This is a genomic window from Kitasatospora albolonga, assembly GCF_039535905.1.
Lineage (GTDB): Bacteria > Actinomycetota > Actinomycetes > Streptomycetales > Streptomycetaceae > Kitasatospora > Kitasatospora albolonga.
The window spans coordinates 1-12,906 of the sequence record NZ_BAAAYB010000079.1 but is presented as its reverse complement, the minus strand read 5'-3'; the positions used below and the strand labels follow the sequence as shown (position 1 = coordinate 12,906).

12 protein-coding genes are annotated in these 12,906 nt (G+C 73.3%); 9 read left to right on the top strand and 3 right to left on the bottom strand.

Going from position 1 to position 12,906, the window contains the following annotated elements; translation table 11 throughout:
* The first annotated feature begins 33 nt into the window (after window positions 1–33).
* The 4 genes from ABD946_RS19025 to ABD946_RS19010 all read left to right on the top strand — a co-directional run bounded on the left by ABD946_RS19025 (window position 34) and on the right by ABD946_RS19010 (window position 4,039).
* Entirely contained in the window at window positions 34–2,115 is a 2,082-nt protein-coding gene (locus tag ABD946_RS19025; protein WP_345285159.1) for an acetate--CoA ligase family protein, read from the top strand.
* On the top strand, window positions 2,112–2,786 hold the full coding sequence (locus ABD946_RS19020) for a CBS domain-containing protein (protein ID WP_345285120.1): 675 nt from the start codon (window positions 2,112–2,114) through the stop codon (window positions 2,784–2,786). The genes ABD946_RS19025 and ABD946_RS19020 overlap by 4 nt, the downstream gene beginning before the upstream one ends.
* Before the next feature lie 168 nt (window positions 2,787–2,954).
* Window positions 2,955–3,242, top strand: a complete 288-nt coding sequence (locus ABD946_RS19015) for an HAD family hydrolase (RefSeq protein ID WP_345285118.1) — start codon at window positions 2,955–2,957, stop codon at window positions 3,240–3,242.
* A 284-nt stretch (window positions 3,243–3,526) separates the two neighbouring features.
* The gene (locus ABD946_RS19010; protein ID WP_345285116.1) at window positions 3,527–4,039 is read left to right on the top strand and encodes a hypothetical protein; all 513 of its coding nucleotides are present in this window, start codon (window positions 3,527–3,529) and stop codon (window positions 4,037–4,039) included.
* Here ABD946_RS19010 and ABD946_RS19005 read toward each other — a convergent pair.
* Window positions 4,021–4,275, bottom strand: coding sequence for a dsRBD fold-containing protein (locus ABD946_RS19005; protein ID WP_345285115.1), 255 nt, complete (start codon window positions 4,273–4,275; stop codon window positions 4,021–4,023). The two genes, ABD946_RS19010 and ABD946_RS19005, sit on opposite strands and share 19 nt — an antisense overlap.
* A gap of 93 nt (window positions 4,276–4,368) precedes the next feature.
* The gene (locus tag ABD946_RS19000; RefSeq protein ID WP_345285113.1) at window positions 4,369–5,259 is read right to left on the bottom strand and encodes a universal stress protein; all 891 of its coding nucleotides are present in this window, start codon (window positions 5,257–5,259) and stop codon (window positions 4,369–4,371) included.
* Between the two features lie 492 nt (window positions 5,260–5,751).
* Here ABD946_RS19000 and ABD946_RS18995 point away from each other — a divergent pair, with 492 nt between their 5' ends.
* Genes ABD946_RS18995 through ABD946_RS18985 form a run of 3 tightly spaced genes read left to right on the top strand, consistent with a single transcriptional unit; the run spans window position 5,752 to window position 7,941 of the window.
* The gene (locus ABD946_RS18995; RefSeq protein ID WP_345285111.1) at window positions 5,752–6,741 is read left to right on the top strand and encodes an Acg family FMN-binding oxidoreductase; all 990 of its coding nucleotides are present in this window, start codon (window positions 5,752–5,754) and stop codon (window positions 6,739–6,741) included.
* Window positions 6,738–7,394: a CBS domain-containing protein gene (locus ABD946_RS18990; protein ID WP_345285108.1), complete on the top strand. Its 657-nt coding sequence runs from the start codon at window positions 6,738–6,740 to the stop codon at window positions 7,392–7,394. Before ABD946_RS18995 ends, ABD946_RS18990 begins: the two co-directional genes overlap by 4 nt.
* A 37-nt stretch (window positions 7,395–7,431) precedes the next feature.
* Window positions 7,432–7,941, top strand: coding sequence for a flavodoxin domain-containing protein (locus ABD946_RS18985; protein ID WP_345285106.1), 510 nt, complete (start codon window positions 7,432–7,434; stop codon window positions 7,939–7,941).
* A 60-nt stretch (window positions 7,942–8,001) separates the two neighbouring features.
* Here the strand turns inward: ABD946_RS18985 and ppsA are convergent, their stop codons facing one another.
* Window positions 8,002–10,200 carry a phosphoenolpyruvate synthase gene (gene ppsA / locus ABD946_RS18980; RefSeq protein WP_345285104.1) on the bottom strand — a complete coding sequence of 733 codons (2,199 nt, stop codon included), beginning with the start codon at window positions 10,198–10,200 and terminating at the stop codon, window positions 8,002–8,004.
* 475 nt (window positions 10,201–10,675) lie between these two features.
* Here ppsA and ABD946_RS18975 point away from each other — a divergent pair, with 475 nt between their 5' ends.
* Together ABD946_RS18975 and ABD946_RS18965 are read left to right on the top strand one after the other, a co-directional pair.
* Complete coding sequence (locus ABD946_RS18975) at window positions 10,676–10,831, top strand: hypothetical protein (protein WP_345285102.1); 156 nt, start codon at window positions 10,676–10,678, stop codon at window positions 10,829–10,831.
* Window positions 10,832–12,105: 1,274 nt separating this feature from the next.
* A complete protein-coding gene (locus ABD946_RS18965) occupies window positions 12,106–12,294 on the top strand; it encodes an SHOCT domain-containing protein (protein ID WP_345285157.1) in 189 nt (62 codons plus the stop codon).
* Window positions 12,295–12,906 lie beyond the last annotated feature (612 nt).

Here is a 12,906-nt window from a genome sequence, read left to right as displayed (position 1 = left end):
TCGCGCCGGCCCGGCTCGGTCGGCCGCACGGTCCTGCTGAAGATCCGTCAGAGCGGCTTCACCGGCCCGGTCTGGGCGGTCAACCCGCGCGCCGAGGAGGTCGCGGGCGAGCCCGCGTACCCCTCCGTCACCGCCCTGCCGCAGACCCCCGACCTCGCCGTGCTGGCCGTACCGCCCGAGGCGGTGCCGGGCGTGGCCGAGGACTGCGGGCGCGCCGGTGTACGGGCACTGGTGGTGCTCGCCTCCGGACTGGACGCCACACAGGCCCGGCGACTGCTGCACAGCTGCCGCCGGCACTCGATGCGGCTGGTCGGCCCCAACAGCCTGGGCATCGCCCAGACCGACCCCGCGGTGCGGCTCGACGCCGAGTTCGGCGGCGCGTTCCCGGTGCCCGGCAGCGCCGGGGTCGCCGCGCAGTCGGGTGGTGTGGGCATCGCCCTGCTGGAGCGGCTGGCCTGGCTCGGGATCGGGGTCTCCAGCTTCGTCTCGCTCGGCGACAAGTACGACGTCAGCGGCAACGACCTGCTGCAGTGGTGGGAGGACGACCAGCGCACCGACCTGGCACTGCTGCACCTGGAGTCCTTCGGCAACCCCCGCGCCTTCGCCCGCACCGCCCGCCGCGTCACCCGGACGATTCCCGTCCTCACCGTGGACGCCGGCCGCTCGGCGGCCGGGCGGCGCGGCGCCGCCTCGCACACGGCGGCCGCCGCCACCCCGACCGTCACGCGCGAGGCACTGTTCCGGCAGGCCGGCGTCACCGCCACCCGCGGCATCTCCGAACTGGTCGACACCGCAGCCCTGTTGCACTCCCAGCCGCTGCCCGGGCCACGCGGGGCGGTCGCCGTCGTCTCCAACGCGGGCGGCATCGGCATCCTGGCCGCCGACGCCTGCGTCGAAGCGGGACTCAGCGTGCCCCCGCTCCCGGACGACGTCACCGCCGAGCTGGCCGCCCTGCTGCCACCGGCCGCCGGCACCGCCAACCCGGTGGACACCACCGCCGCCATCGGCCCCGCCGAACTCCTGGCGTGCGTCGAGCTGTTGACCCGCAGTCAGGCCGTGGACGCCCTGCTGGTGTGCCTGGTGCCGACCGCTCTCACGCCCGGGGCGGACCAGGACCTGCTGCGGACCCTGCTGGACGGCCCGGCCCGGCGGCGCGTCCCGGTGACAGCCGTCATGCTCAGCCAGGAGATCCCCACCCGCTGCCGTCCCTGCGCGGACGGCGGGCAGCTCCCGTCCTACGCCGATCCGACGGCCGCCGCCCGGGCTCTCGCCCACGCCCTCGACCGGGCCCGGTGGCTGGCCGAGCCGCCCGGGGTCGAGGCGCGGGCCGCCGACTGCGACCCGGACGCGGCCCGTCAATTGGTCGCGGACTTCCTCGCGGCCGAGCCGGACGGCGGCTGGCTCGACCCGGCCCGCACCGCCCGACTCCTGTCCTGCTACCGGCTGCCGCTCACCCCCTCGGTGCTGGCCTCCGACGAAGCCGGCACCATGGCGGCCGCCCGGTCACTGCGCGGCGCGGGCCACGAGGGAAAGGTCGTACTCAAGGCGCACGTGCCCGGCCTGGTCCACAAGAGCGTGAGCGGCGCCGTCCGCACCGGCCTGGCCGACGAGAGTGAAGTGCGCACCGCCTACCGCGAGTTCGCCGAGCGCTTCGGCGACCGGCTCGCCGGGGTGCTGGTGCAGCCGATGGCCGCCCCCGGCCTCGAACTGCTCGCCGGAGTGGTGCAGGACCGGGTGTTCGGCCCGCTGGTGGTCCTGGGCCTGGGCGGTACCGCCACCGAGGTCCTCGACGACCGGGTGGCCCGGCTCGCCCCGCTCACCGAGGCCGACCTCACCACGATGGTCACCGAACTACGCTCCGCCCCGCTGCTGCTGGGCCGCCCCGGCTTCCCCGGCGTCGACCTGACGGCGGTCGGCCGGACACTTGCCGGACTCTCCCGGATGGCCACCGACCTCCCCGAGGTGGCCGAGGCCGACCTCAACCCGTTGATCGCCTCGCCCGACGGCCTGGCCTGCGTGGACGCGCGCGTCCGGCTCCGGCCCGCGGCCGGCTTCGACCCCTACCTACGGCAACTGCGACGCCCGCCCGCCACTCCGACGGAGGAGGAGCGATGAACCACAGCATCCTCGACGGAACCCCGACCGGGCAGCACGGAGCTCACCCCCCGGGCGAGGCACGGGTGGCCGACTGGATGACCCGCCCTGCTGTCGCGGTCACCCCCGACACCGACTTCACCACCGTGCTCGCCGCGATCATCGCCTCGCACCGGGGCATCCTGCCGGTGGTCACCTCCGACAACGAGCCGGTCGGCGTGATCGCCGCCTCCGACCTGCTCACCTCCTACGACCGCACCGACGGCCCTGCGGAGCTGACGGCCCGTGACCTGATGACCACTCCCGCCGTGACCGTGCCGCAGGACTCCACCGTCCTGGTGGCCCTTCGCACCGCACTCTCCCACGCGCTCCACCACCTGCCGGTGGTGGACGAGCACGGCCGGCTGTCCGGCCTCCTCTCCCCGCGCGACCTGCTGGAGTCCCTGCACGCCGACGACGAGGCACTCCGGGCAGAGGTCCTTGCCGCGGTGCTCACCCCCGGCTCCGGGGTCGCTCCGCACAGCCTGAGCGTCAGGTGCGAGCGCGGCCACGTCATCCTCAGCGGACACACCCGCTCGCGCAACGACGCCGCCGCCCTCTGCCTCCAAGTGGCCCGGATCGAGGGCCTGGCCGGCCTGGTCGACCGCCTCTCCTGGGACGACGACGCACCGGACGGTGGTGGGCGCCGGTGACTCCCTCCGCCCGGCCCCCGCGCCCGGACACCGCTGCTCCACGCCCACGGCTACCGGACCGACCTGGCCGAGTGGCATCTCGGCCCGTCCGGCGACGAACTACTGAGCCTGCTGGCCTCCCAGGCCGACCGGCGTTTCGTCGAGATCCTGCTGCGCAGTGCCGGGCTGGTGCACCTGGTCGAGTACATCGTCGATGCCACCGACGCCGAGCGCCACCACCTCAGCGGCCCGCCGGATCCCGCCCTCCATCAGCTGGCGTCGAAGCTGCTGCACGCCACAGCCGGGCGGGCGGTCCTGCTGACGGACAGCCAGGAAGCGGCAACCGCCGGGCACCGGGCCGGATTCGGCCACGTCATCACCATCACCGATGACCGGGGCGCGGACGGGGAGACCGTCGCCGGCGCCGGATCGGCGGCGGACCTGGAGTCCGTCGTTCTGCGGCCCGGCACAGGGTGACCGCTGAGTGCCAGCGGCTCAGTGGCTGCCCATCAGCAGCGCGACCCGTACCCGCCGGAAGCCCGAGTCCGTCCACTGCCCAGGGCCTCGGACGGCCCGTCAGCTCGTCCGCCCGCCTCATCCCTTCCGCCCTGACCGACGATGCGGTCCGGGTAGCGGCCTGCGCGTCGCCCATTGGAGTGGAGCTCGGTGTCGCTCTCCGCACGGTAACCGGTCCGTTCGCGAACGGCGTGCTCGGATGGATCGGCCATCAGGCCGATTCCGTGACGATCCTGGAGCAACCCGTGCGACGTCCCCTGTTCTTCAAGCAGCCCTTCCCCGTCGCCGTCGCCGCGCTGGTGATCGGGGCGACCGCCGCGATGGGCGTGCCGGCGCTGGCGACCGGTGAGGACCGGGTGGACACCCACCGTTCGGTCAGGGTGGCCGTCATCCCCGACCTCGTCATCGACAGCGTGGCAACGCCCCTGGCGGGCGGCGCCATTCCGGAGGTCGGCGTCCCCTACGCCACCAAGGCCACCTTCAAGGCCGCCCGGGGCAGCGACGCCGGTACCGCGTACGGTCTCTGCACGAAGATGACCGTCGGCTCGGACGCCGATTCCGTCTACTGCACGCTCCAGCTCAAGTTCGACGAGGGTTCGGAGATCGCCATCGCCGTGCTCGCGTCCGTCGCGCACGAGGGGGTCACGCTCAAGCAGTTCACCGGCTCCGTCATCGGTGGCACGCTCCGCTTCTCCGACTCCACCGGCAACGCCAACTTCAGTGCCAACTCGGACGGCGGCTACGACCTGATGTTCTGAGCATCGCGAACCTCCCACATCCGCACGAGGTCGACCAGGGCGCGTCCGGCGGCGAACTCGGCGCCGATCTCCGGTACGGGTGCGTCGTTCGGACCGCGCCGGGCGGTGGTGCGGCTCTCCAGGGTGTCGTCGCCGGTGTCGAGGACGGCGTGCACCTTGGTGACGTCACCCTCCTCGAAGAGGTCGAGGCGGAGTGTCCACCGTTCGGTGCGGGCCGGACCGGTGTGCGTGGTCATGTCGGAACCTGTCCCTTCGTCTGCGGGCGGGCTCGACCGGGGTCGCTCCGGACGGCGGCGCAGCCTTCGCCGAGCATGGTCCTCGGTCGTCGCTCAGTCGCTGGGGACAACTGCGACAGGGCAGGACGCGTGGTGGACCGCGGCGTGGGCGACCGGGCCCAGGCGCGGGCCCAGCGGTGCGTGCCGGGTACGCCTGCCGACGACCAGGAGGCCGGCCTGCGAGGCCGTCTCCAGCAGTGTGTAGCCGGCGCTGCCCATGATCGTCCGGGGGATGACCTCGACCTGGGGGTACTTGTCCTGCCACGGCCGCAGCGCCTCCGTGAGGGCTTGGGTCTCCGCCGCCTCCGGCAGGTCCCCCATCCCCGCGATCACGCCGTTCGCCAGGGAGGTGCCGACCGGAGGCCCCCAGACGTGCACCACCCGCAGCGGCGCCGAGCGGAGCTGGGCGGCCTCGAAGCCGAAGGTGAGCACCGCGTCGTAGGGGTGGTGCAGGTCAAGGCCGAGGACGACGTCCCGGAACGGGGTGCCGGTGGACGGCCGGCCCTCCGCATCCGGCTGGTGTTCGCCGGCATCGGTGGCACCGGCCCGGACCAGCACCACCGGACAGGCGGCCCGGCCGAGGACGTCCTGACTCACCGAGCCCACCAGGAAGCCGTGGACCGTACTGAGCGCGCGCGAGCCGAGGACCAGCAACGCGGCCTGCTTGGCGGCTGCTTCCAAGGCGGCCGCCGGCTCGTCCGGCACGTGCACGCCGGACACTTCCAGGCCGGTGAGCCGGCCCTGGAGTTCGAGCTGCTCCCGGCTGAGCCGTCGCCTGGCCCACCGCACGGCGTTCTCGCCGCCGAGTTCATGGTTCTCCGACCACGGCCAGGCCTGGACCAGTTCCAGGGGCAGCCTGCGGCGCAGGGCCTCCCTGGCCGCCCAGTCGACGGCGGCCGCGCTCTCGGGTGATCCGTCGAATCCGACGACGACCTGTCCTTGCATGATGTCCTCCTGCTGCCGAGTGCTCCGTCAGACTGGATGGTCATTTCCACCGTGCACCGTGCGGTGGGGGCGGGCCAGGGGCCGACCGGCCCTGGTCGCCGGTCCGGTCCGCCCCTGCCGTATGCCCCTGGACCGGCGGGAGCATGGGGTGCCCAGGGGTCTCGTCCCCACAGCAGCGGCTTGAGCGGGAAGGCCGGTTCCCCCCGACAGCACCTGGGCGCCGGCGAGATCCGCTCGCCCGGCGAGGGCCTCGCTGCCGAGCACGATCGGTCGGCGTGTGCCGGCGGATGTCACACCGCCGCTACCAGCGGTGCGTTGTCGGCAGGGCGCAGCGACCCCGACCGGGGTGGGCCGCGAGACGGCATGTCACGCCAGGGCCGGACGGCCCTTCGAAGCGGACCTTGGGCCCCTCGGCTGCTGTCCGCGCGAGGCGCACCCTGAAGGCAGATCGCGCCAGCGTGATGCCCGCAAGGGGGCAAGGAGATGTCCGCCATGACCGAGCCGTCGCTGACCCTCACGGAGTTCCGGCTGCTGGCCGCCGCAGGCGGAGCCGCGCCCTCGCTCCACAACAGCCAGCCCTGGCGCTTCCGCCCGACTGCCGACGCGCGCGGCCTCCAGGTGTACACCGACCCTTCGCGCGCCGTGCCCGTCACGGACCCGGACGGCCGGGCCCGGTACCTCTCGGTGGGCGCGGCGCTGCTCAACCTGCGCCTGGCTGCGGGCCGTCTGGGCCGGGAGGCACGGGTGCGGCTGCTGCCGGATCCGGCGGCCCCGGAGCTGGCGGCAGTGCTCGACCTCTCGCGGCCGGCGGGCGCGCCGGATGAGGCCGAGCTGTACGCGGCGATCGGACAGCGCCACTCCAGCCGTCGGCCGTTCGCCAACCGCGACGTGCCGGAGGCCGTGATCGGGGAGCTGATCGCGGCCGCCGGCGCCGAGGGCGTGGTGCTCTCCTCGCTGGAGGAGGCGGGCGTGCGCCGGGTGCTGGCACTCACCGCCGACGCCGAGGAGCGGATCGCCGCCGATGTGGCCCGCCACGCCGAGACCCGGAGCTGGCTGCGCCTGGAGGAGCCCGCCACCGACGGCATCCCGGCCGCCGCGCTCGGCCCGCTGGACCACGAAGTCCGGGTGCCCGTACGGAGCTTCACGGGAAATCCCCGGACGATGCCGTCCGAGCGCTTCGAGGCCCTGCCCCAGGTGTGCACCCTCACCACCCGCGGCGACCTGCCGGCGGACTGGCTGCGCGCCGGTCAGGCGCTGGAGCGGGTCTGGCTGCTGGCGACGGCCCGCGGTGTGCGGGCGAGCGTCCTGCACCAGGCGGTCGAGTGGTCCGACACCCGCGGACTGCTGCGCGATCCGGCCGAGGGCCCGGGCCACGTGCAGCTGGTGATCCGGATCGGCTACGGCCATCCCGGGACGCCCTCTCCCCGCCGGCCGGTGGCGGAGATCCTCGATCTGACGGCCTGGCAGGAGGATCCGCGATGAGGCACCGCACCGTCGGCGAGATGATGACCGGTGAGGTCGTCCGGATCGCGCCGCAGACCGGCTTCCACGAGATCGTGGCCCTGCTGCGCGAGTTCGACATCACCGCCGTCCCGGTCGTGGCCGACGACGGGCATCCCGTCGGAGTCGTCTCGGAAGCCGACCTGATGCGCGTCCAGGCCGCTCAGGAGGACCCCAGCGGCCTGCTTCCGGCACCCGAACTCCCGAGCGGCGGTGCGGTCACCGCCCAGGAGCTGATGACCAGCCCCGCCGTGTGCACCACCCCCGACGCCAGCGTGGTGGCCGCCGCCCGGCTGATGGGGCGTCACCGGGTCAAACGCCTACCGGTGGTGGACGAGAACGGCCGGCTGGTGGGCGTGGTCAGCCGCAGCGACGTGCTGCGCGTCTTCCTGCGGGACGACCAGGCGATCCGCCGGGAGATCGTGGAAGAGGTCCTCGGCCTGACCGAGGGCGTCAGCCCCGCGGCCGTCGGGGTCGAGGTCGCACAGGGCCGGGTCGTGCTCAGCGGTGCCATCACCCCGCCCTACCTGCTGCCGATCGTGCTGCGGCTCTGCCGTGCGGTGGACGGCGTGGTCTCCGTGACCGACCGGACCGGGCAGCGGGACGAGGCGCTCTCGGCGGGTGTCGAGCAGTGACGACAGGAACGGATCGGCACGGATGAGGAGCCCCGTCATGGACAGGCAGAAGATCCTGGTGGCGTACGGCAGCAAGCACGGCGCCACCGCCGGCATCGCGGACGAGATCGGCCGGGCGCTGAGCCAGGACGGCTTCGAGACGGCCGTCGTCCCCGCCGCAGAGGTGCGGGACGTCTCGGAGTTCGACGCGGTGATCCTCGGCAGCTCGCTCTACGCGGGCCACTGGCACCGTGACGCCCTGCACTGCGCCCACCGCAACGCCGAGGCGCTGACGGGCCGTCCGGTCTGGCTGTTCAGCAGCGGCCCGGTCGACAGCTCGGCCGAGCAGCACGACATCCCGCCGGTGCCGGCCGCGGCCAGGGAGATGCGGCACCTGCACGCGCGGGGGCACACCACGTTCGGTGGCAGCATCACGACCGAAACCCCCGGCCGGCTCGCCCACAGCCTGGTCAAGCACGGCAGGGGCGGTGACTTCCGCAGCCCGGAGCACATCCGGCGCTGGGCTCACGAGATCGGGGAGGAGCTGCGCACCCTGAACACGCCGTAACCCGATCTCGACGGCGGCCCACTGTCCCGGCGCGGCCCGGGTCTCAGGGGGCCGCCACGTTCAGGCCGCTGCGGACTCCGCGGCGGCCACGTGCTGCTTGACAGCGGCGAAGCTGTCGGGGGTCACGGAGACCGAGTCGATGCCGGCCTCGACCAGGAAGGCGGTGAAGCCGGGGTCGTTGCTGGGGCGTTGGCCGCAGAGGCCGACGGTGCGGCCGGCCGCGTGCGCGGTGGCGATCAGGGTCTCGATGCTGCGGGTGACGGCCGGGTTGCGTTCGTCGAAGAGGTGGGCGAGCAGGTCGGAGTCGCGGTCGACGCCGAGGGTGAGCTGGGTGAGGTCGTTGCTGCCGATGGAGAAGCCGTCGAAGCGCTCGGCGAACTGCTCGGCGAGCAGGATGTTGGCGGGGATCTCGGCCATCACGTACACCCGCAGACCGTTCTGACCACGGGTCAGCCCGTTGCCGGCCATCACCGCGAGGACCCGGTCGGCCTCCTGCGGGGTGCGGCAGAACGGGATCATCACCACGACGTTGGTCAGCCCCGTCCCGTCCCGGACCCGGCGCAGCGCCCGGCACTCCAACGCGAAGCCCTCCCGGTAGCGCTCGTCGTAGTACCGGCTGGCACCCCGCCAGCCGATCATCGGGTTGGCCTCGACCGGCTCGAACGGCTGCCCACCGATGAGCCTGGCGTACTCGTTGGTCTTGAAGTCGCTGGTGCGCACCACCACCGGGTCGGGCCAGCGCGACGCGGCGATCCTGGCGATGCCCTGGGCGAGGCGGTCCACGAAGTACTCGGTGCGGTCGCCGTACCCGTCCGAGAGCGAGTCGACCCGGCGGCGGTCCTCGGCCGTGAGCCGCTCCGGGTGCACCAGTGCCATCGGGTGCACCCGGACCTGGTGGGCCACCATGAACTCCATCCGGGCCAGCCCGACGCCGTCGGCGGGCAGCTGCCACCAGCGGAAGGCTGCGGCCGGGTCGGCCAGGTTGAGCATCACCTTGGTACGGGTGGCCGGCAGCGAGCCGAGGTCGGTCTCCGTCTCCTCGAAGTCGACGCGCCCTGCGTAGACATGGCCTTCGGCGCCTTCCGCGCAGGAGACCGTCACCTCCTGACCGTCCGTCAGTACCGAGGTGGCCCGGCCGGTGCCCACCAGTGCGGGTACGCCGAGCTCACGGCTGACGATCGCCGCGTGCGAGGTGCGCCCGCCGTGGTCGGTGACGATCGCGGCGGCGCGTTTCATCAGCGGTTCCCAGTCCGGGTCGGTGATCTCCGTGACCAGCACCGCGCCGGCCGGGAAACGCTCCAGCTCCACCGGGCTGTCCAGAGGGCACACCGGTCCGGCTCCCACGGCCTCGCCGACCGCGATCCCGTCCACCAGCCGATCGCCCGTGCCGGTCAGCCGGTAGCGGCGCAGTACCGTGCCGCGTCGGCGGGACTGCACGGTCTCCGGCCGTGCCTGGACGACGAACAGCTCTCCGGTGCGGCCGTCCTTGGCCCACTCCAGGTCCATCGGGCACCCGTAGTGCCGCTCCACCGCCACCGCCCACTCGGCGAGTCTGCGGACCTCGCCGTCGTCCAGCACCCGCCCGGCCCGCTCGCGCGGCGACGTGTCCACCGACCGGGTGAGGCCGCCGTCGGCGTACACGGCCTTTGTCCGCTTGGCGCCGACCGAGGTCTCCAGCACGGGGTTCAGCGCAGGGTCGTTCAGGGCCGGTCTGAACACCACGTGCTCGTCCGGATCGACCTGCCCGCTGACCACCGTCTCGCCCAGCCCCCACGCCGCACTCACCACGACCACCTCGCGGAAGCCGCTCTCCGGGTCGAGGGTGAACATCACCCCGGCACCGCCCAGGTCGGAGCGGACCATCAACTGCACCCCGACCGACAGCGCCACCGCGAGGTGGTCGAAGCCCAGGCGCTCCCGGTAGTCGATCGCCCGGTCGGTGAACAGCGAGGCGAAGCAGCGCCGGCACGCGTCGAGAAGGGCCGCACGGCCCCGGACGTTGAGATAGGTCTCCTGCTGCCCGGCGAAGCTGGCCTCGGGAAGGTCCTCGGCCGTCGCGCTGGAGCGCACCGCCACGTCCGGATCCGTCCGACCGGCACGGCGCGCCAGCTCCTCGTAAGCTCCGGCCAGCTCGTGCTCCAGACCGGGTGGCAGCGCGGTGGACAACACCGCGGCACGGACCGCGGCTCCCACCTCCGGGAGCGGCGCGCCGTCGTGCAGGCGCGCCAGCTCCTCGGCGAACCAGATCACGCGGCGCATGGCTGCTCCCGGAGTGTGTTCAGTACGGCAGTGGACGGCCCGACGGGGTCCGCAGGTCCAGCGGCGGACGCGGTCGGGGCCGAGTGGAGGGCCGGGCAGTGATCCTGATCCGAGACATTGCGCTCACCTTCTCCGTCACGGCCTCGACGCGGTGCGCGGGAGTCCCGCTGTCCCCACGATCGTTCTCCCCCACGACCAGCTGCAGGGGGCGGCCGACCCGGTTCACGCTCCGAGCAGGCCAGTGCGATGGGGCCGACCGGCCCACCCGGGCAGTGCTCGTCGGCCCTGGCCCCCGCCGCGGGAGCGAGGTGTGCTGGTCACACAGTGCAACCGCCGAAACGGAGGACGGTCATGCGCAGCACCTTGCTCCCGCACCAGCAGAGCCTGATGCGCACCGGTGGCGGCCGGACCATCGCCGTCTCCCGCCTCACCCCGGGCGTCCCTGCCCCCGCAGGTCGGGCCGATCCTCCTGGACGTGTCCTGCGAGCCGTACGACCGGGCGACCCTCTGGGCCCCGCTGACGCCCGAGGAAGCCAGGCAGCTGGCCGGGCTGCTGCTCCAGCAGGCCACCGCCGCCGAGAATCCGTCGGCCGGGCACGCCTATGACCAGTCAGAGCAACACCGTCGGTGACGCGACGACCCATGCGGTCGTCGCCATGGCCCGTCCGAGCAGTCCGTGCTGGAGCGGCTGGTTCGCGCGGTACCGGCCGTGGTCGACGTCGAGATCAGGCTCGTCTCTCCGCTCCGAGACGCCTTTGCGGCGGCTCGCCGGTCACCACGGCCGGGTCATCGACGCCCCGCACGCGGGTCCGCCCACAGCCCCGCCAGAGCGAAGTACCGCCGATGGCGATCGCCGCGTTGTGACCGATGTTCCTCGCCCCCTCCGCTGCCCATCACCGCCCTCCCCACGGGCTCGGCGTGCCGCTGCGGCGAGGCACGGTGCTCGCACAGAATCGAGGCAGCGGATCCCAGCCCTGTCCAGGAGGTACAGCGATGGACGTCACCGAGCCCGTGAGTCCGACCGTCCGTGCGGGTCTCCTGCTGGACGACCACGAGGTGGTCCGCCGCGGGTCCCGGATCTGCTGGAGGCCGAGCCGGACATCGAGGTGGTCGGGCGAGGCGACAGCTGCGCGCCAGGTCGCTGGCCCGGGTGTGCCCGCGCTGCGGCCGGCCGTGCGGTGCTGGACGTGCAGCTGCCGACGGCGACGGTGAGCAGTCTGCGATGAGCTGCGCGACGCGGTGCCAGGGCTGGTGTGCCGGATGCTCACGTCCTTCGAAGCGACGACGACGCGCTGCTGGACGCGATCATGGCGGGGGCCGCCTGTGGTACGTCCTCAAGCAGGGTCAAGGCGCCGACCTGGTGCAGCGCGGTGCGACGGTCGCTCCGGCCAGTCGATGCTCGACCCGGCTACCACTCGCTAAGCTCATGGAGAGCCTGCGGCGCGAACCACGACGAGGGCGAACCCGACGTCCACAGCCCTGCAGCAGTTGACGCCCCGTGAGCGCGAGATCCTCGTCCTCGTGGGGGAAGGGAAGGACCAACCGGGAGATCGGCAGAGAGCTCTACTCGCCGAGAAGACCGTCAAGAACCACGTCCTGCCGGCTGCTCGCCAAGCTGGGCGTCGAGCGCCGGTCTCCCAGCGCCGTCCTGGCCGCCCACGCCGAGCCCGAACAGCACCCGGGCCGCCCGCAATGACCCCTCGGCCCGGGAATCAGGCCGACCGCCAAGCTGCGGGAACAGCACCCGGCGGACAGTGGGGTGTGAGAGCACCAGCTCCCGTCCCACCCCCTTCGGAGCCCGCCATGAGGTACTGGAAACGACCACGCATGAACGGCTGGGCAATCGGCCTGATGACGTCAGCATGGTGCTCGTCTTGGGGCTGATCATCGTCGTCGGCCCTCGCCCTGGTCGCCGACTCGACCGCAACCCGCAGCAGCACCCCGGCGCCTGCCCACCACACGGCCCCGCCGGACCCGGAGCAGCTGCTCGCCGAACGCTACGCCAAGGGCGAGATCGACACCGACGAGTACCGCCACCGCCTGGAGACGCTCCTCAGGAGCAGCGCCCCGGTTCCGGCTCCGAGCGCACGCTGAGAGGCCGTCATGTCCGCCCCCGCCACACCCGGCCCTGGACGCCGCCACCCTGGAGAAGCTGATCTCCGCCGCGGTGGCCGCGCCGTCCGTCCACAACAGCAGCCCCTGGCGGTTCGGCTGCGGCCCGAGTCCTCGACCCTCGACGTACGCGCCCAGCGGGAGCGCTTGCTGCCGTCACCGACCCGGCGGGCCAGGCCCTGACATCTCCGTCGGCGCCGCCGTCCTCAAACCTCCGCGTCGCCGCCCGCACCTGGCTGGGCGCCGCAGGTGCGGCTGCTGCCCGACTCCTCCGACCGCGACCTGCTGGCCTCCGTCGACTGGACGCCGCTCACCCGCCGCCCTGCCCGCCACCGCCGCACTGTTCGAGGCGATCTGGCACGACACACATCGCACGCCGTTCACCGCGGAACCCGTCCCACCCGCGGTCCTGACCAGCTGGCTCGCGCGCGCCGCGCCGAGGGGCGTCTCCGGTCCCGGACCGGGCCGAGACTCGACCGCTGCTCACCTGACGCGAGGCGAATCGCCACACACACCGACGCCCAGCACAGCACAGGCGAGAGCCGCGCGTGGATCCGAGGCTGAAGCCGCCTCACTACGGCATCCCCGTCGCGC